Genomic DNA, 17,429 nt, shown 5'->3' on the forward strand with positions numbered 1-17,429 from the left:
GGCCGTGCAGATGATGCTCACGCGCTGCGACGATCAACGCCATGGTCAAGGCCAGATGAGCGCTGCGTGGGCAACACGCCTGTGTCGCCTCTGCGAACCGCAACTCTCTGCTTGCAGCGTGGTAGCTAACCTGCCTGGAAGGAGGATCAGGCAGTGAGCACGCACCTGGAAATCGATCTGATGATCGCGCAACTGGACGAACTGCTGCCGACCTGGGCAGCGTTCTACCCCGAGCAGCAGTTCGTCCGCATGCTTGCCGAGGCACTGGACTACATTGCTGCCAGTGCAGACCCGGAGGCCCGGCTGTATTGCGTGATGCGCACCGGGCACCTCAACGCGTGCAGCGGAGAGATTCCATGCGCGGCGCGCTATGGAGGCCGCTAGGCCGGTGGATCACGCCGCGACCGCGTAGGGTTCCACCAACCTGGCCAGGATATCCATCGCCGTCTCGGTTGGCGCATCGTCACCGCTGTGCTGGGCGAACCCTGACCAGTCCGCGCGGGCAAGAAGCTTCAACTGCTCGGGTTGGGTGGGCAGCCAGCGCATCGGCCAGAACGGGAGCCGCCGGTTGCCCACCCTGCCGCGCTGCAACTCGATGAGCCCGGTATGGCTGGAGGCGCCCACCACCCGCGAGTACGCCACCCTCAAGCCGTCTTCGGGCCCCTCCATGTACTGCAGGAAGCGGCTGCCGTCGAACAGCAGAACGCCGGTGACGCCGGCACTGCGGTTGAAGCGGGCGGCATCATCGACCAGATCGTCGAGCTTTCCGCTGCCCAGGCCGAACGGATCACCAGCAACGGCTGGGCCCGCTTCGCTGACGTATGCGACTGCCCTGATCGGCATTAACTGCTCCTGTAGCGAATCCCCCCAGATTCCGTGGCCGTAGGATAGGCCACCTGCGCCCCGCAGTTGTTCCCATCATGTGCATTTTGTGAATCAGTTGGGTTCCAGCTGACAAACGGCATGCAGGACGCCTACACCGCCCATGCCATGGATCGTTTACGCTTGGGCCAGATGACTCGGGAGCGCCCCATGCCCAATACCGGCCTTTTCCATGTTCTGGAGCTGGACGCTGTTTCCGGCGTGCAGGGTATTGAGCGCGTCAGGTCCATTCGCGTGCGCTGCAACACCTGCGGCGGGATTACACAGTTGTCGGGGGACGCGTTGGGGGCGGTGCCCGGTGGAACGACGCTGGTGTGCGGCGCTTGTCCTTCGCGCCAGACGGTCAGCAACGCGCGGCTGGTCGAATGCGATCATGTCCTGCCCGGCAGCGCGCAGGGATCCGACGCGTAGGCGCGGGCTACGGGTCTGCCTGCGCCCAGCGCGCCAGATTCTGCTTCACTTTCCCAATGCCGGCCCAGGGGTCTTTGCGCCGCCGCTTGAGCTTTGCTGGCACGTCCTTGATCGTGAACGCGTCTGCGCGCTTGAGTTTCGCCAGATCGCCCCAGGCGATCGGCAACGCGACCGGTGCGCCCGGCCGCGCCCGCAGCGAGTAGGACGCGACTGCCGTGGCACCGCGCCCGTTGCGCAGGTAGTCGACGAAGATCCGCTTGTTGCGGAGGCTTTTGGTGGCCGTTGCCAGGAATCGCTGGGGCTCGGATTGCGCCAGCGCATCGGCGAAGCCCTTCGCAAAGCGCTTGGTCAGGTCCCAGTCGCATCCCGGGTTGAGCGGCACCACCACGTGCAGGCCCTTGCCGCCGGAGACACGCAGGAACGATTCCAACTGCAGCTGCGCGAGCAGTTTGCGGATGTCGGTTGCCGCCTTCTTGACCTCTGCAAAGGGTACGTCCGGTCCTGGATCCAGATCGAACACCACCCGGTCGGCCTTGTCGGGCGCTTCGGCGTGGCTGCCCCAAGGGTGGAACTCCAACGCGTTGAACTGCACCAGTTCAAGCAGGCTGGCCGCGTCACGCACCACCAGGTAATGGGCGTTGATGCCGCTTTCCTCCTTCAGCCTTACCGGATCGACCAGTTCCAGCCCGGCTGTGTGGTGTTTCTGGAAGAAGCAGGGCTTTGCGGTGCCACTGGGGCATCGGATGATCGACAGCGGACGATCAACCACCTCGGGCAGGAGGTGCTCCATCACTGCTGAGTAGTAGTCCCATACCTCCTGCTTGGTGTAGCCATCGCCAGGAAACAGGATCTTGCCGGGGGACGAAAGCGCGGGCGGTGTGCGGCCGGTAGCGGGTGACTTTTTCGTATCGCGCGCAGGACGCCTGGATGCGGGCTGTCCACCAGAGGGCATGGCCGGCCCGGAGCGATCGGAATCTTCGAGATCGGCGATGTCCTTGTCCGCCCGTACCGCCTTCAGCGATGCCTGGCGCAACAGCTTCTGCCCGCCAATCCCGCGATAGAAGACCTCCACCACGAAACGCGGTGCGAACCAGGTCGCGGCGCGAAGGTCGGTGTCCTGGGTGGGCACGTGCGCCGTCGGCTTGCGGCCGCCGCCGCCTTCGATGCGCCTGCTGACTTCGCCGATCAGTTCGTCCGAGAACCCGGACCCGACGCGGCCGACGTAGAGCCAGCCATGTTTCCGGTCTCGCCGCGCCAGCAGCAGCGAGCCGAACCCGGTGCGGCTGCCCTTCGGCGCGGTGTATCCGACCACCGCGAACTCGTCGCTGGCCAGCTGTTTGGTCTTGCGCCAATCCTCACTGCGGCCGCTGTGGTAGCTGCGATCGGCGCGCTTGGAAATGATGCCTTCGAAGTGCTGCTCACCGGCCAGGCGATAGGCCTCGTCGCCATCCCCCTGCACATGCGAACTGAACGCCAATGGCCTGCCCTGCCCCTCCAGCACGGAGTGCAGCAGGGCTTTGCGTTCCAGCAAGGGCGCATCGGCGATGTCCACGCCATCAAGATGCAGCAGATCGAACAATGCGTAGGTCAGGATGCTCTGCCGCTCGCCGGAGAGCGTGGCCTGCAGCAGGTTGAAGTCTTCCTTGGTGCCGGCGCCGGCGATGAGCTCACCGTCCAGTGCCGCCGAAGTAAGGCCCAGTGCCGCGATCGCGTCACGTATTTCAGGCAGCTTGCCGGTCCATTCCAGTGCGTTCCGCGACCACAGCTGCACGTTGCCCTCAGCCACCGTAGCAAGGATGCGGTACCCATCCCATTTGATCTCATGCACCCACTGCCCGCCCTGGGGCGGCGCGTCGCCCAGCTTGGCCAACTGCGGCTCAAACGGTCCGGACGGCGCTGCCGCCTTTTTCGCCTTGCTGAGCGCCAGGGCCTTCTTCGCCCAGTTCTTTCGTCGGGTGCGTGTGGGCGGTACGACCGTAAGTTTCTTCTTCGCGATCTTTCCGGCCCCGGCACGCTTCAGGTCTTCCGGGGGCGCCACAGCAACATCCGCCAGCAGATCGTCTGCCTCGATATCGCTGGCAAATTCATCGTCATCCTTGAACAGCAGCCATTGCGGCTGGCGCGCAGGCTTGCCGGAACGGACCAGATGCCATCCACCCTTGAGCTTGGCGCCGAACAGCTCGAAGCGTAGATGGCCCTTGGCGAGCTGGGCTTCCGGGTCGCCCTGCGTGGCCCACACACCGTGGTCGAACTGGGCGACATGTCCGCCGCCATACTGGCCTTTGGGAATCTCGCCTTCAAATGCTGCGTAGTCGACGGGATGATCCTCCACCTCCACCGCCATGCGCTTGACCTTCGGGTCGTAGCTGGGGCCCTTGGGAACGGCCCAGCTCTTCAGCGCGTCACCCACCTGCAGGCGGAAGTCGTAGTGCCTGCGGCTGGCATGATGCAACTGCACCACGAAAATGGCGCGTTGGCCTTTTGGCAGCGCCTTGCCCGGTTCGGGCTCCCTGGTCTGGTCAAAACGACGCTTGCGGCGGTACTCGACCAGTGACATGGGCAGCTCCGCGCTACTTTCCCAGGTGCTTGCGTACAGCAGCGGCGGTGGGCCCGACCTCGGCGACCGCGGCCCGAAGCTCCTCGGCTGACACACCCAGCGTCGTGGTCCAGTACTGCAGTTCATAGTCTTCGTTGACGTTGATGCGATCCCGGTCCGGGCTGCCGGTGTTCTTCTTGTCATCGCTCATGGGAGTCTCCACGCGTGATCGGGCGTGAAGTGACCGTACCGGCCGGCCCATGGGCACCAGGCGATGCCACCGTGAAGCGATGGCGAAGGCCTGCCGGCATCGGAACTGCGGCAGGCGGGCGACGGACGCCACCTCGTGAAGACAACGCGCAGGGCTCGCGTTGGCGTTCACATGCCGCCTTCACCTGGCCCCCGCCTGATCGCAACCGGGCGGGACCTACGCTGAGCGCTCCACTCACAGCGGAGCCCAGCATGGCTATCAAGACAGCGGAAGACCTGTTCATCCACGAACTCTCGGATATCTACAGCGCCGAAAAGCAGCTGACCAAGGCCCTCCCGCGCCTGGCCCGTGCGGCCGAGAACCCTGACCTGGCCACAGCGTTTGAAACGCACCTGGAAGAAACCCAGGGCCAGATCGAGCGCATCGACCAGGTGGTGGAGGTTCTCGGCATCCGGCTGAAGCGCATCAAGTGCGCGGCGATGGAAGGTCTGGTGGAGGAAGGCAAGGAAGTGATCGACAGCATCGACAAGGGCCCTGTGCGCGATGCCGCCCTGATCGGCGGCGCGCAGAAGGTCGAGCATTACGAGATCGCGTCCTACGGCACCATCGCCGCGCTGGCCAAGCAGCTGGGCTACAAGGACGCCCTTCCGCTGCTGCTGGAGACGCTTGAGGAAGAGAAGGCCACCGACGAGAAGCTCACCCTGCTGGCCAAGGGCGGCGGCAATGCCAAGGCGGCACAGGCCGCCTGATCGACGCGCGCCGAAGCCGGCCGCCATGGACGGCGGCCTCAGGGTTGGTACAGCACCTGGTCGTTCGGGCAGAAGAACGTGCGCCGCCGGGTGGTGCCCATGTAAAGCTTGCTGATCGGGCCGCCGCATGCCGGGCAGATCCTGCGCGTGTGTACCTGCCAGTGCTTCTTCAACTCGAAACGGCGCTTCCACTGCAGGAAATCAAAGCTGTAGGCGCGGGCCTGCGTGATCAGCGCGGTGAGCCTGCGCGGTGGCAGGTCGCCCAGCCGCGTGGCGGGGTGCACGCCTATACGGAACAGCACCTCGTTCTTGATGATGTTGCCCACGCCGGCAAAGACCGTCTGGTCCAGAAGCGCATCACAGACCATGACGTCCGGCATTGCCTTCAGCTTGCGCCGGGCCAGCTTCGGATCCCAGGCATCGTTCATCACGTCCGCGCGCCAATCGTAGACCTCGTCCAACGGCTCTTCGATCAGCCGCACTGAACACGCATAGAAGTTCAGCTCGCCATTGTCGAACCGCAGGGATACACGCGGCGGGGTTGGCTTCCGTTCGTCGATGCGCCAGCTGCCGAACATCATCAGATGGATGCGCAGTGTGTGGCGGCTGAATTCCAGCAGGAAGTGCTTGCCCCAACTGCGGACCGCCTTGACCCTTCGGCCCTGCAGCGGCGACAGGTCGACCCGGCTGTTCCCGGAGACGGCGCGGACCACGTGCCCCTTGAAGTGGCTCGCTGCTTCGCGCAGCAGGACGATCGAAGGGCCTTCAGGCATGTTCCTTCTCCTGCAGCAGCGCCTGCAGGTGCAGGGCGTTGCCGGTGGCGTGACCCAGTGCGGTGTTGTCCAGTACGAACCAGGCGGGTCGTTTCGCGTCGGCCTCGGCCAGCAGCTGCCGCGCAAGGTGGGCAAGGGTGGGTTCGTCGTAGGCGCTGCGATAGATCTGTGGCTGGCCGTGCCAGCGCCAGTAGCTCCACGCGCGGTCACCGCCGGGCGTCGCTGCCGCCGGCACACGTGCCGGATCCGCGGCAACCCGTGCCACGCCATGCGCGCTCAGAAGCGCATCCACTTCCGGCGTGAACCAACTCGGGTGGCGCGGCTCGCACGCCACATCGGCCCGGGTGCGCGCGCGCAGGCCCCGCAGGAATGCTCTGGCCGTGGCCGTGTCGTACACCAGGCTCGGCGGCAACTGCAGCAGTAACGGCCCGAGCTTTTCACCCAGCTCCAGCACGCCTTCAAGGAACCGCTCGAGTGGTTGCATTGCGTCGCGCAGCCGACGCTCATGGCTGATCTCTCGCGGCAGTTTCACCGCGAACCGGAAGCCCTCCGGCACGCTCGCCGCCCATCGCGCATAGGTCCTGGCCTGGTGCGGTCGATAGAAGGATGAGTTGATCTCCACCATCGGCAGGCGTGTGGCGTAGCGCTGCAGCGCGGTGTCGCCCGCGCCGAACGCTTCCTGATCCGCGCGCGGCAGCGACCAGCCCGCACAGCCGACACGCAGTGGGGCGGTTGCACGGGGGGCGGCCGCCGCCGTCATCGTACCAGCTGCCCGTACGGTTCCAGGGTCTCTCCCGCACCTGCATCCGTCTGCAACTGCGAGACCGACAGCAGACGATCCAGTGCGCTGGCGCCCGACTCCAGCGCCGACGCGCTGCGCACGAAGCCGGTCCAGTCAGAGATGGCGATCTTTCCCAGCGCTAGCTCATCCACCCGCACGCTGCGCATCCGCCAGTGCGGAAACTGCCGCCGCCCCACCCTGCCCCGGTTCAGCTCGACGATCCCACTGTGGCTGCCGGCCGCGAGAATGCGCGTGTACGCGGCATTGATCCCCGCCTCCGGGCCCTCCAGATACTGCAGGAAGCGCGAGCCGTCGAACAGCAACGTGCCGGTGGCATCGACGGATTCGTTGAACTTCACCGCTTCGGCCACAAGCCGTTGCAGCCGCTCTTCGGTCAGGCTCGGGGACGCTTCACTCACATAGGCAATCGCACGAAAAGGCATGGCACCACCGGTTGTTGCAGACAGCTCTACCTTAGCGTCGCGGGTCGTATGTGCAGTGAGGCCGGCGTAGAGGCTGCGTCGAGTTGAGGCGCGGGCCCGCCGCATCGCCTTGACACGTGCTCGAGCGCGGCGGGCGCGCCTGCGGGCGCACACGCGCGTGCACGACGTTTCGTGGAGACCGGATGAGGAATCGTGGGCTTCCGGATGACGCCACGTTGGCGGTCATGCCACCGCCGTCTAGCGCCGGATCTGGAAGATGGTCCCTGCCGCCAGTCGGGCGGCTCAACCCAGGGAGACTTTCCATGGCCAACCAGAACCAGAACCAGGGCAACAGCAACCGCGGTTTCGCTTCGATGGACGAGGACAAGCAGCGCGAGATCGCCGCCAAGGGTGGACGTGCCGCGCACGAGTCAGGCAACGCCCATGAATTCAGCTCGGAAGAAGCACGCGAAGCCGGCCGCAAGGGCGGCGAAGCGGTGAGCCAGGATCGCCAGCACATGGCGGACATCGGCCGCGAAGGCGGCCAGAACAGCCGTGGGGGTGGAAACCAGGGCGGTAACCAGGGCGGCGGGCAGCAACAGCAGGAACGCGGCGGCGGTAACAACCGCGGTGGCCAGCAGCGCTGATCGCGGCTGAAGCCAGATGCACCGCTTCGTGGGCGGACGTGATGTCCGCCCACTTTCGTACGCCTTGACGCTGATCAGGGGCTTCGCCACTGGGGCGCCGCAGATGCGCGCCCCAGCTCTTTCACGGCTCGCGTGGTGGCAGGTCCAGTGCTCCCGCGCCCGGGCCGGCCCCCAGCTCGGCCCCGGTGGTCGGCCGCGCTTCCGGGTCGGAGAGTGTACGCAGGGCCATGGCCTGCACCGCCGCTTGTTCGCGCGCGTCCAGGTCCACCGTGCCGCCGCCGTCGCCACCATCCACAGCGGTCTGTGCCTCGCGGTCGCTGACCCGCTCCCATAGCTCGCCGCTGTTCCAGCTGCCCTGCAGGTCGTCGGCGCCGCCGCCCTGCGACATGTCCATGTACAGATCGGTGAACGCAGGGTCCCCCGGCAGCTTGCCCGGCGGGAAGTTGGGCTGGATGCTGTGCAGCGCCTTCTCGAATGACTTCATGTGCGCGATCTCGCGCGTCATCAGGAAACGCAGCGCGTCCTTGATGCCGGGGTCGTCGGTGACGTTGATCAGGCGCTCATACACCAGCTTGGCGCGCGCTTCCGCAGCGATGTTGGAGCGCAGATCGGCGGTAGGTTCCCCGATCGAGTCGATGTAGGCCGCTGTCCACGGCACCCCGCTGGAATTGACCAGTGCCGGCCCGCCACCGTACAGGATCTGCTCGGTATGGCTGGTGCTGTTCTGCCCCAGCAGCCGCATATCCTCGGCCTCGGCAAGCCCTTCGGACTGAATGGCCTTCGGCCCGCGGTTGAGCATGGCGATGATGGTGCCGATGATCTCCAGATGGCTGATCTCTTCGGTGGCGATATCCATCAGCAGGTCCTTGCGGCCTGGATCGCATTCGCCGAGTCCCTGGGTGAAGTAGCGCATGGCGGCAGCAAGCTCGCCCTGCGGGCCGCCGAACTGTTCAAGCATGAGGCTGGCGAGCTGCGGGTTGGATTCGCGCACGCGCACGGTGTACATCAGCTTCTTGTGATGAAAGAACATGGGGTTTCTCCAATGGCTGGCTGTGCTGGCTTCGGGGTCAGCGCTTGGCTTGCGCGCCCGGCGTTTCGTCGCGATTGAGGAACGCACCGACCAGGCCGTCCTGGTGGTCTTCCAGCCAGCGCGCCATGGCGATCTCTTCCTGCAGGATCTGGCCACAGACCGCGGCGATGTCCGGCGCTGCGGCACGCTCGGCAGCAATCACCAGCGCCCGGTAGGTGGCGATCTCGGTGTTTTCGAAGCCGAACTAGAGCCCTACGCTCTTGACCACCTCGTCTTCCATCAGGCTTGTGCCGGCCGCGTGGAGAGCCGCAGTCATGCTGGCGAACAGTCCCTTGGCGGTCGGCACGCTTCCTCCAAGCGCTTCAATGCACTGGCGCAGCGAGGCGGCCTGCCCCTGCGTCTCCTGGACGTGCTGGGCGATCCGTGCAGCGAGGTGGGGATAGTTCTGGATCCGCGAAGCCATGGCCTTCATCATGGTCTCCGCCTCCTGTTCCATGGCGTAGGCGTCCTGCAGCCACTTCAACAGGCGCTCGCTTCGGGCGTTGTTCTGGTCTGCCATTTCGATCTCCGGTGCGGGGCGACATGCCTCCGGAGACCATGGTGGAGCGCCGGCAATCACCGCCCTGTCGGCCGGTGTGAGCCGCCGAAGGTGGGCGCTGCACGCAGTAGTGATGCGGCGATAACATCCGCAGCCCTGCGTTTCACCCAGGAGGTGCTCTCAGGTCGCCATTGCGCTGGATACGCCCACGCCGACTGCAGGTCGCTCGCGCCTGGCGTTCGAGGCGCACGCGCCGCCCGCCGCCATCACGGCCTGCATTACCCGATGTTGAGCACGATGCCCGCCACCATCCACGCCCACGACGTAGACGAAGCGCCCATCGAACTTGGCCTGTGCGCCTTCCATGGCGTCGTCGGCCAGCAGTGCTCGCTTCAGCGACTTCATCCAGGCCCGTTCAGGCGCCCGGTCCAGCTCCACGACGATGGCGGCACCGCCGCAGTCGAGTGGCATGCACTCGACACGCAGTACGCCTGGAGCGACAGAATCGGTTCCGGATAGCGGCATGACAGAATCTCCGATGCGGGGGACGGCGGCAGTATCCACAGCGCGTGCCAAGACGCCGTCAACGAAATCCAGGGCACCTTCCACACCTCCTCCACCCGGTTGGCGGCGCGCTCGGGGGGGCGGGGGCTTCGCGCCGGGCTGACAATGCACACGCATGGCGTTGATGCAGCACAGCACAGACTGCAGTTCCCAGGACAACACAGGCGTGCACGCATGCAATCCGGAATGAGCCAGCGCAGATGCAACCTGCTGCTGGTGGAAGACCAGCTCGACCTGGCTGCGCTGATGGAAGAGGCGCTGGAGGACGCAGGCGATCAGGTGACACATGCCTACAGCGTGTTCGATGCGCTGGGGCTGCTGGACAACCAGCGATTCGACGGCGCCGTGCTCGATGTCGAGCTTCGCGACGGCGTGGTCTTCCCGGTGGCTGATCGCCTGACGGAACTCGGCATTCCGTTCCTGTTCGTATCCGCAGTCTATGACCAGTTGGTGCCGCAGCGTCACCGTCGCGCCGCGTTCGTGGCCAAAACGTTCCACGTCGGCGAGTTGCAGGCGACGGTTCGGCGCGTCATGGGGGATGGCTGCGTGCAACCGCCGGCGCATTGATTGCCATGGGTGGTCACCCCAGGTGCGGGGCCACCACCAGGCTCAGCTGGCACAGCGCGCCGCCACGGGAGAGCCCATCCCAGTTGCTGCGCGCCACGCTGCGGATCTCGGAGGCATCGACCCACAGCAGCGGCATTGACCAGTAGGGAAAGAACCGGCCGGAAACCCTGCCCCGGCCCAGCTCGATCAGCTCGCAATGGCTGCGGGCACTGAGGATGCGGCTGTACACCACGTTGATGCTGTCTTCCGGTCCCTCGATGTACTGGAGGAAACGGAGCCCGTCGTAAAGAAGCACACCCGTAACGCCGGCTTCGAAGTTGAAGCGGGCGGCGGCCCTGGCGAGGTCATCCACATGGTCCATGGAAAGCCCCGATGTCGCCTCACTTGCGTAGGCGACTGCACGGAGGGGCACATTCGTTCCTTCTGACGCAGGAGATTTCCTGCTCGTCCATCATCGCTTCGCGGAGGTAGGCAGTGATGAGGGCCTTCGTGGCCTGCGCTGTCCCAACGCTCTCCTCAACCGCACGCTCCGATAACACGGGCGCTTGCGTGACGGTGTGGCTGACCCTCAGGTGACCAGGGCCGACGCTTCCGCGCCAGAGCGCTCGCCACCCAGCGCCGCCAGATAAGCGGAGAATCCGTCTGTAGCGCGCCCCTGCAGACGCGCACTTGTCATCACCACGGGAGCGCCGGCCCATCGCACCACCGCACCGCAGCGTTGCAGCGCTCTGACAAGCGCCACGTCTTCACTACAGTGCAGGGGAGCAAAGCCGCCAACGGCCCGATAGGAACTGGCAGAGACGCCGAGGTTGGCACCGTGGATGCGCCCATGATGGTCGCCCCACTGCTGTCTTGCCTGGAATGCCCTGCGCAGGCGCCGTTCACCCTGGCAGGACGTCGCTATGTCCACCAGTCCGCAAAAAGCGTCACAACCGCCCTGAACCTGTGCGGCCAGCCACTCGGGAGGCACCTCGCTGTCAGCGTCCGTGCTTGCCAGCCACCTGGCGCCCCGCCCCAGCAGTTCAGCAGCGGCTGCGGCCCGGGCGACACCGACGCAGCGTGCATCCAGCTGCACGCTGCCGACCAGGTGTTGGCGGCAGATGGTGCCCGTTGCATCCGTACACGCATCCAGCGCGACCATCACCTCCACTGCTTCGCCGCCGAGGCCTGGGTGAAGGGTCGCCACCCGGATGGATTGCAGGCACCGCGCGATACTGTCCGCCTCGTTGTGGGCGGGTATCAGGACGCCTATCACCGCAGGCCCTCGTTCCGGGCCAATGACAAGGGGCCCCGTGTCCATCCCTGAAGCACGAAGTCCGCATCGCGGTAGTGGAAGGCCTCCTGCAGGCCTTCCCCCAGGCATCGATGCACCACCTCGGTCCGGCTCGCGCGTCCGGCAAACGAGGGCAACCAATGGCAGGCGACCAGCAGGCCGTCATCGCGAAGTGCTTCATCGATGCCACCGCGCAGCTCGCGCAGTGCGCCTGCCCCCAGGTAGTAGCCCATTTCGCCGCAGACGATCAGGTCGAAGCGTCCTGGCGGCCATTGCTCGGGATGGCTGGCGCAATGAACCTGCACGTGCGGCAGATGGGCCAGGTTGCGGCGCGCCTGGAACGCCGCACGTGGGCTGATGTCGGTTGCCAGCAGGCGTTCGCAACGTGCGGCCAGCGCCTCGGTCAGTACGCCGTTGGAACACCCCAGTTCCCAGCCGCGAGCGAATTGGCGCTGGCTGAGGCTTGCCAGCAGCAGCGCACGCTTGCGCTCTTCATACCACCGGCTGCGGTAGCCGAACGGGTCCTCCTGCTCATGCAGGTCATCGAAGTACGGTTGCGCGCTCATGCAAGGAATACCTCGTAGTTTCGGAAGAATCGGGCGAGTACATGTGCGGGCAGCACCGGCGGGCTGTTCAGGCCCGCCACGTCGCCGGTCTGCGTACGGAAATGCGCGATTGCGTTTCGCTTTGCGGACGCCACTGCTGAAATGTCGACCAGCTTCGGAACCTCCCACGCCATATGTGCGCAGGCAGGGTCAAGCCAGTGCCAGCCCCACACCGGGTACTCCAGCCGGTGGCAACCAACCGCCCGCGCGGCGCGGCAGGCAGCGCGTCCTGCCGCTTCGTGATCGGGGTGACCATCAAACCGCCATGGCGCCAGGACCAGGTCGCGCGGTTGCAGATACTGCTGCAGCCAACCTTCCAGCCCCTGCTCATGCGCGCTGACCGCGCCGTCGGCGATACCCAGGTGGAAGATGGAGCCGACCGGAATACCGAGTTCGCCCAATGCCGCGGCAAGCTCCGCTCGGCGCGCTGATCGCAGGCGTTCGGGCGTCCACCACGGCTCGCCCGGGTAGCATGCTTCGCCGTCGGTCACGGCAACGACACTGACGTCGATACCCTGCCCCACAGCGTGATGCAGCAGCCCGCCACAGCCGAGGATTTCGTCGTCCGGATGCGGCGCGACCACCACCATGCGGTCATGCCCGCTGCAGAGTGCGGTTGCCGATGTGGTCGGTTGCTGCCAGAGCCAATCGCAGTGCAGCCAGGCCTGCTCCTGGGTTCCTTGCCCCTGCAGGGGGGGCCTGGCTACAGCGCCCATGTTGCCTCCTGTGCTGCACGCTGCTCGCCCAGCCATTCCCAATCGCGGTCGGCGTGGCTCTGGCGAAGAAACACGGTCAGGTCCGCGCAGCGCCGGGCATGGGCGTCCTCCAGGCACATCGGGCCCGGGCCCAGCGCGCGACCCGCCAGGTCCAGCACACGCGTTGCCGCGCGCTCAACGACACAGCGCACGCGCACTACATCTTCGCGATGGGCCAGTTCGGGCGCGGCGTCGATGTGCGCCGCCAGTTCGCGAAGCAGCGCGGCTGCCGGGCCCAGGGCGAGGTCCACTTCACCCAGCAGCCGCGCGCGATTTCCCTCGGTGCAGGCCGGTCGCATGCGCTCGGCCAAAGCGGCCGCTGCACCAAACCAGACCGCCGCGATGCCTGCCCCGCCGTGCCAGAAGCCCGGGCGCTGCAGGTAGTCATCGCGCGTCCCCAGGATCACCATCGGTGCGCCGTCAAAGCGCACCGTGGTGGAAGGGATTGCGGCCATGCCCACGGCAGGCCATGGCTCGCCCGCAAGTGTGTGCCAGTGTTCCGCCGCTACCTGGCATAGCCACACGCCCTGCGGGTTGCGAACCGTTACCAGTGCCGCATCCACCCATGCGCTGCCGGAACACCAGGGTTTGTCACCGTACAACCCACCGCCGGCATCGATGCGAACGGTGTTGGCCGGACCCTCTGCAGCCCACACCGCCAGCAACGTGTCTTCAGCAGGGATGGGCGCCCTCAACTCGGCAGCAATCGCCTGGGCGTCATAGTGGGCCTCCAGTACCTTGGCCAGGCAAAGATCCTCTGCCCCCCAGGCTGCCAGCGCCTGCCAACGCTGCAGCGTCTGGCCGCCACCGGGCAAAGGCAATGCCGGTTGCTGCACCAGCACCTGGCGTGCGCGATTGAACAGCGAAGAGGATGACGTCACATCCTGCATGGGTGGCAGACCTGCAATGGAGATACGCCATGAACGTAGGCGGCAGGCGGTCACATGCCTGTCTTGATGGCGTGGCGGGCACATGAATGCCCGGCACCGTGATCCTCACGGACCCGTCTGCGGGCGTTGCTCTCTTGCACGCACGCACTGCCGCAGTTCCCAGAGCCATGGCAGCACCACCAGGCCCAGCGCCGGCAGCAGGGTGAGCCACCAGACGTCCGGTGCTGCAGGCTTCACTTCGAGCGACCACCGCGGGTGGACCTGCCAGCCCACCCAACCCAGCAGCACCCATGGCGCGGCATCCAGCACGCTGTGCACATGCTGTTCCGCCGGGCTGATGCGTCGACGGCCGTCCGCGCTGACGGTATCGAGATAGCCGGCGACCGCGTGTGCGATGACCAGGCCTGCCAGAAGCGCGACCAGCGACAATGTGTTCTCCAGCAGGAGCCAGGCAAGCACGCCGCTGCCGATCAGCAGCAGCTGCACCCCATGCAGCAGGCTTTCGCGCATCGCGGAAGTGTGCGGAAGATCGGTGCGCCGGTGAAAATGGAAATCCAGCGATCCGGCAGCCAGCCACAGGGCGTAGACACAGGCGATGACAATCGCGCTCATGGCGGCACGCTCAGGGTGTCAATACGATCTTGCGGCAGTCATCGTCCTTGGCATCAAACATTGCATAGCCTTGAGCTGCATCGGCCAGGCGCATCCGGTGCGAGATGATGTCACCCGGGTGCAGCTTTCCTTCCATGATTGCGTCGAGCAGTTCCGGCATCAGTCCCTGCACGTGCGTCTGCCCCATCTTGAACGTCAGCCCCTTGTCGAACGCATCACCCAGCAGAAAACCATGGATGAAGCCAGCGTAGACACCCGGGATGCTGACCACGCCGCCGCGGCGTGCTGCCGCGATGCACTGCCGGATTGCCACGCCGCTGCTGCCCTCCAGCTTCACGGCAGTCAATGCTGACTCCAGCGCACTGCCCTCGGCCTCGAAGCCCACCGCCTCGATGCAGGCGTCCACGCCCCGCCCACTGGTCTGGGCAAGGATGTAGTCCGCCGGGTCTTCGATCTGCTTGAAGTCGATGGGCGTCACACCGTAGGTACGGCGCGCGTAATCCAGACGGTAACGAAGATGGTCGACCATGAAGATGGTCTCTGCGCCCAGCAGGCGGCAGCAGGCCGCGCTCATCAGCCCCACCGGGCCCGCACCGAAGATGGCCACCGTCGAGCCCGCCTTCACCCCTGCGTTCAGCGCAGCCTGGTAGCCGGTGGGGAGAATGTCAGACAGGAACAGCACCTGCTCATCCGCAATGCCTTCCGGAATGCGCAGCGGGCCTACATTCGCCTTCGGTACACGCACGAATTCGGCCTGGCCGCCGGCCACGCCGCCATACAGATGGCTGTAGCCGAACAATGCGGCCGGAGGCAGCATGCCCTTCTGATTCAGTGCGGCGCCCTTGCCGGTATTGGTGGTTTCGCAAGCGGCATACTCGGCCAGGCGGCAATGGAAGCACTCTCCACAGGCGATCACGAAAGGGATCACCACACGATCGCCCGGCTGCACCTGGGTCACGCCGCTGCCGACCTCTTCCACCACGCCCATGAACTCGTGGCCGAGCACATCGCCATCGTGCAGATCCGGAATCTTGCCGCGATACAGGTGCAGGTCCGATCCACAGATGGCGGTGGCGGTTACCCTCAGGATCAGATCATCCTCGGCCGCCAGTACCGGGTCCGGTATGGTCTCGACTCGCACATCCTTGCGGCCGTGATAGGTCAATGCCTGCATCGTGCTTCTCCAGGAGCTCGGGACGCCAGCATCGCAAGGCCGCCATCCCGCTTTGGTGACATCCCGGTGTGCACGGCGTTCATTCTACGGGGTCATGGTGTTAACCCGGCGCGGTGCAGTCTTCGGTCTTTAGCCGCAGGAGCTGCCCATGAACGACAAGCTGCCCTTCAATCCGACGACAGACGTGGACGATCAGTCGAAGGCGCACACGCCGGACAAGCGGCGCAACGATCGAGCCAAGTGGAAGGAGCACGACATGCCCGACGACGGCGATGGCCCCAAGGCCGTACCGGAAGACTACGAACGTCCTGATCCTGACCCGACCGGAAAGCGTTGAGTCCGCCTCACATTCTGGATGCGCCGGATTCACGGGTCATGGTCTGCTACCCGCGCAAGCTTCGCGCACGGCCTCTGGAACAGACTGAACGAGGTGTTGCATGTGGAAACGCAACGGTCTCTCGCTGGTGCTGCTTGTGCTCACGCTTGTGTTCATCGTTGGGCAGGCGGTTGCCGGGCATCACGTGCACAACCTGGAACTGGTCGAGCACGGACGCGCGCCGATCGATCTCTGGCACTACCTCGCGACGGGGCACTTCGTCAGCGCCACGTTCGAGAACTGGGAGAGCGAGTTCCTGCAGATGGGGATGTATGTGCTCCTGACGGTCAGCCTGCGCCAGCGCGGCTCGGCCGAATCGCGGCCGCTGGACCCTGCGCAGGAACAGAATCGCGTCGAGCCGGGGCCCACGCCGTGGCCGGTAAGGCGCGGTGGTCCATGGAAGACGCTCTACGGTCATTCGCTTGCGATCGCATTCGGGCTGTTGTTCCTGTTCAGCTTTACGCTGCATGCAGTGGGAAGCTGGCGCGCCGAGGAAGCCGAACAGCAGTTGAAGGGATTGCCGCCGCCAGGCTTTGTGGAGCACCTCGCCAGCAGCACATTCTGGTTCGAATCCATGCAGAACTGGCAGAGCGAATTTCTGGCCGTGCTGTCCCTGGTGGTGCTGACGATTTTCCTGCGCCAGAAAGACTCGCCGCAATCCAAGCCGGTTGAGGCCCCACACGCGCAGACAGGTGATTGAGCCATGCGAGATGATCCATCGACGGCCCTGCTGATCATCGACATGTTCAGTCGATTCGACTTCCCTGGCGCTCAAACCCTGGCGCCGGCGGCAGAGCGGGCGGCCCGGCAGGTCCGGCGCCTGAGGGATCACTTCGACGAACGCGGTTGGCCGGTCATCTACGCCAACGACAATTTCTCGGAATGGAAGCGCGATTTCCGCCAGCAGGTGGAACAGTGCCGGCGCGACGGTGGCCCGGCGGGGCGAATCGCCAGCCTTCTCTCGCCTCTGCCTGGTCACTACTTCGTGCTCAAGCCCAAGCACTCCGCCTTTCTGGCCAGCCCTTTGCCGATTCTGCTGGCCAAACTGGGAGTGCGCCGCCTTTGGCTGTGTGGCATGACGGCCGATTCGTGTGTCCTGGCTACAGCGTTGGACGCCAACGCCAGGGAATTCCACGTGGTGTTGGCGTCGGAGGCCGTGGCGGGAATGCCAGCGCAGAAGCGGCGGGCACGGGCGCTGCTTGCTGGTTCGGGCGCAGCGCGGGTCGCGCGGGTTTCTTCGCTTGTCTCTGGGCAGGAGCGGGATGGCGCTGACGGCGACTCAGGCCCGGTCGGCTAAACCCTTTACACCTGAATGACCGGCGCAGTGTGCGCAGCAGAAGATCTGGCCGTTTCCTTCAACACCATGCCCGATAACGGCGCAATCGCAGTGTGCGCAGCGCGGTGCGAATGCGTGGATCGCGCATTCGAACGAATCGAACGTGCCGCTGCGCCCGCCCTGCTGGAGGGTGAAGCTCTTGTCGTAGTTGTTGCCGCAGACATCACAGGTGGCCATGGGGCACCTCGTGCTGTGGAAGGAACATGCAGTGTGGACAGCGCGGGTGTCGGTGGCCGTGAATGCACCGTGTCGCGAGGGTGTAGGACGTTCGCGTGGTCACGCGTCGGGCGCGGCCCG

Annotated in this window: 24 protein-coding genes and 1 pseudogene; 8 read left to right on the forward strand and 17 right to left on the reverse strand. The window is 65.6% G+C overall.

Annotation, left to right across the window (positions count from 1 at the left end; genetic code table 11):
- Positions 1-153: 153 nt before the first annotated feature.
- Entirely contained in the window at positions 154-384 is a 231-nt protein-coding gene (locus tag CKW06_RS12530) for a hypothetical protein (protein ID WP_024956843.1), read from the forward strand.
- 9 nt (positions 385-393) lie between these two features.
- On the opposite strand, the gene CKW06_RS12535 is transcribed toward CKW06_RS12530, so the two are convergent.
- Positions 394-843, reverse strand: coding sequence for a BLUF domain-containing protein (locus CKW06_RS12535; protein WP_005409687.1), 450 nt, complete (start codon positions 841-843; stop codon positions 394-396).
- Positions 844-1,032: 189 nt separating this feature from the next.
- Here CKW06_RS12535 and CKW06_RS12540 point away from each other — a divergent pair, with 189 nt between their 5' ends.
- Complete coding sequence (locus CKW06_RS12540; RefSeq protein ID WP_224482002.1) at positions 1,033-1,293, forward strand: hypothetical protein; 261 nt, start codon at positions 1,033-1,035, stop codon at positions 1,291-1,293.
- A gap of 7 nt (positions 1,294-1,300) precedes the next feature.
- On the opposite strand, the gene ligD is transcribed toward CKW06_RS12540, so the two are convergent.
- Positions 1,301-3,850: a DNA ligase D gene (gene ligD, locus CKW06_RS12545; protein WP_024956841.1), complete on the reverse strand. Its 2,550-nt coding sequence runs from the start codon at positions 3,848-3,850 to the stop codon at positions 1,301-1,303.
- A gap of 13 nt (positions 3,851-3,863) precedes the next feature.
- Positions 3,864-4,040 carry a DUF3606 domain-containing protein gene (locus CKW06_RS12550; RefSeq protein WP_005409690.1) on the reverse strand — a complete coding sequence of 59 codons (177 nt, stop codon included), beginning with the start codon at positions 4,038-4,040 and terminating at the stop codon, positions 3,864-3,866.
- Positions 4,041-4,291: 251 nt separating this feature from the next.
- Here CKW06_RS12550 and CKW06_RS12555 point away from each other — a divergent pair, with 251 nt between their 5' ends.
- Entirely contained in the window at positions 4,292-4,789 is a 498-nt protein-coding gene (locus CKW06_RS12555; RefSeq protein WP_005409691.1) for a YciE/YciF ferroxidase family protein, read from the forward strand.
- Positions 4,790-4,827: 38 nt separating this feature from the next.
- Here the strand turns inward: CKW06_RS12555 and CKW06_RS12560 are convergent, their stop codons facing one another.
- From CKW06_RS12560 to CKW06_RS12570, 3 genes are read right to left on the reverse strand one after another with little or no spacing between them, the layout of a single operon-like run.
- Entirely contained in the window at positions 4,828-5,562 is a 735-nt protein-coding gene (locus CKW06_RS12560; RefSeq protein ID WP_024956840.1) for a DNA-formamidopyrimidine glycosylase family protein, read from the reverse strand.
- On the reverse strand, positions 5,555-6,322 hold the full coding sequence (locus CKW06_RS12565; protein WP_024956839.1) for a DUF72 domain-containing protein: 768 nt from the start codon (positions 6,320-6,322) through the stop codon (positions 5,555-5,557). Before CKW06_RS12565 ends, CKW06_RS12560 begins: the two co-directional genes overlap by 8 nt.
- On the reverse strand, positions 6,319-6,786 hold the full coding sequence (locus tag CKW06_RS12570) for a BLUF domain-containing protein (protein ID WP_024956838.1): 468 nt from the start codon (positions 6,784-6,786) through the stop codon (positions 6,319-6,321). Before CKW06_RS12570 ends, CKW06_RS12565 begins: the two co-directional genes overlap by 4 nt.
- Before the next feature lie 302 nt (positions 6,787-7,088).
- Between CKW06_RS12570 and CKW06_RS12575 the strand changes: the two genes are divergently transcribed.
- Positions 7,089-7,412 (forward strand): KGG domain-containing protein, encoded by a 324-nt coding sequence (locus CKW06_RS12575; RefSeq protein WP_005409695.1) that lies wholly within the window; start codon positions 7,089-7,091, stop codon positions 7,410-7,412.
- A gap of 121 nt (positions 7,413-7,533) precedes the next feature.
- On the opposite strand, the gene CKW06_RS12580 is transcribed toward CKW06_RS12575, so the two are convergent.
- The 3 genes and pseudogenes from CKW06_RS12580 to CKW06_RS12590 all read right to left on the reverse strand — a co-directional run bounded on the left by CKW06_RS12580 (position 7,534) and on the right by CKW06_RS12590 (position 9,589).
- A complete protein-coding gene (locus CKW06_RS12580; protein WP_024956837.1) occupies positions 7,534-8,442 on the reverse strand; it encodes a manganese catalase family protein in 909 nt (302 codons plus the stop codon).
- 37 nt (positions 8,443-8,479) lie between these two features.
- Positions 8,480-9,001: pseudogene (locus tag CKW06_RS12585) on the reverse strand (ferritin-like domain-containing protein).
- 159 nt (positions 9,002-9,160) lie between these two features.
- Positions 9,161-9,589 (reverse strand): hypothetical protein, encoded by a 429-nt coding sequence (locus CKW06_RS12590; RefSeq protein WP_231347454.1) that lies wholly within the window; start codon positions 9,587-9,589, stop codon positions 9,161-9,163.
- Positions 9,590-9,718: 129 nt separating this feature from the next.
- Here CKW06_RS12590 and CKW06_RS12595 point away from each other — a divergent pair, with 129 nt between their 5' ends.
- Complete coding sequence (locus CKW06_RS12595) at positions 9,719-10,111, forward strand: response regulator (protein WP_024956836.1); 393 nt, start codon at positions 9,719-9,721, stop codon at positions 10,109-10,111.
- A 13-nt stretch (positions 10,112-10,124) separates the two neighbouring features.
- Here the strand turns inward: CKW06_RS12595 and CKW06_RS12600 are convergent, their stop codons facing one another.
- From CKW06_RS12600 to CKW06_RS12630, 7 genes are all read right to left on the reverse strand, one after another.
- A complete protein-coding gene (locus tag CKW06_RS12600) occupies positions 10,125-10,472 on the reverse strand; it encodes a BLUF domain-containing protein (RefSeq protein ID WP_050426942.1) in 348 nt (115 codons plus the stop codon).
- Between the two features lie 207 nt (positions 10,473-10,679).
- The gene (locus CKW06_RS12605; RefSeq protein WP_024956834.1) at positions 10,680-11,366 is read right to left on the reverse strand and encodes a glycosyltransferase family 2 protein; all 687 of its coding nucleotides are present in this window, start codon (positions 11,364-11,366) and stop codon (positions 10,680-10,682) included.
- Positions 11,363-11,950: a class I SAM-dependent DNA methyltransferase gene (locus CKW06_RS12610; protein WP_005413477.1), complete on the reverse strand. Its 588-nt coding sequence runs from the start codon at positions 11,948-11,950 to the stop codon at positions 11,363-11,365. The genes CKW06_RS12605 and CKW06_RS12610 overlap by 4 nt, the downstream gene beginning before the upstream one ends.
- Positions 11,947-12,705, reverse strand: a complete 759-nt coding sequence (locus tag CKW06_RS12615) for a PIG-L deacetylase family protein (protein ID WP_024956833.1) — start codon at positions 12,703-12,705, stop codon at positions 11,947-11,949. Before CKW06_RS12615 ends, CKW06_RS12610 begins: the two co-directional genes overlap by 4 nt.
- Positions 12,693-13,634, reverse strand: coding sequence for a hypothetical protein (locus CKW06_RS12620; protein WP_005413479.1), 942 nt, complete (start codon positions 13,632-13,634; stop codon positions 12,693-12,695). The genes CKW06_RS12615 and CKW06_RS12620 overlap by 13 nt, the downstream gene beginning before the upstream one ends.
- Before the next feature lie 105 nt (positions 13,635-13,739).
- Positions 13,740-14,246, reverse strand: a complete 507-nt coding sequence (locus tag CKW06_RS12625; protein WP_024956832.1) for a hypothetical protein — start codon at positions 14,244-14,246, stop codon at positions 13,740-13,742.
- A 10-nt stretch (positions 14,247-14,256) separates the two neighbouring features.
- Positions 14,257-15,420: a zinc-dependent alcohol dehydrogenase gene (locus CKW06_RS12630; RefSeq protein ID WP_024956831.1), complete on the reverse strand. Its 1,164-nt coding sequence runs from the start codon at positions 15,418-15,420 to the stop codon at positions 14,257-14,259.
- Positions 15,421-15,568: 148 nt separating this feature from the next.
- On the opposite strand from CKW06_RS12630, the gene CKW06_RS12635 reads away from it, so the two are divergent.
- From CKW06_RS12635 to CKW06_RS12645, 3 genes are all read left to right on the forward strand, one after another.
- The gene (locus CKW06_RS12635) at positions 15,569-15,757 is read left to right on the forward strand and encodes a hypothetical protein (RefSeq protein ID WP_005409707.1); all 189 of its coding nucleotides are present in this window, start codon (positions 15,569-15,571) and stop codon (positions 15,755-15,757) included.
- Between the two features lie 100 nt (positions 15,758-15,857).
- On the forward strand, positions 15,858-16,496 hold the full coding sequence (locus tag CKW06_RS12640) for a DUF6766 family protein (RefSeq protein ID WP_024956830.1): 639 nt from the start codon (positions 15,858-15,860) through the stop codon (positions 16,494-16,496).
- Between the two features lie 3 nt (positions 16,497-16,499).
- Positions 16,500-17,093, forward strand: a complete 594-nt coding sequence (locus CKW06_RS12645) for a cysteine hydrolase family protein (protein WP_024956829.1) — start codon at positions 16,500-16,502, stop codon at positions 17,091-17,093.
- Here the strand turns inward: CKW06_RS12645 and CKW06_RS12650 are convergent.
- On the reverse strand, positions 17,076-17,309 hold the full coding sequence (locus CKW06_RS12650) for a hypothetical protein (protein WP_076738418.1): 234 nt from the start codon (positions 17,307-17,309) through the stop codon (positions 17,076-17,078). The two genes, CKW06_RS12645 and CKW06_RS12650, sit on opposite strands and share 18 nt — an antisense overlap.
- Between the last annotated feature and the right edge of the window lie 120 nt (positions 17,310-17,429).

The organism is Stenotrophomonas maltophilia, from assembly GCF_900186865.1.
Lineage (GTDB): Bacteria > Pseudomonadota > Gammaproteobacteria > Xanthomonadales > Xanthomonadaceae > Stenotrophomonas > Stenotrophomonas maltophilia.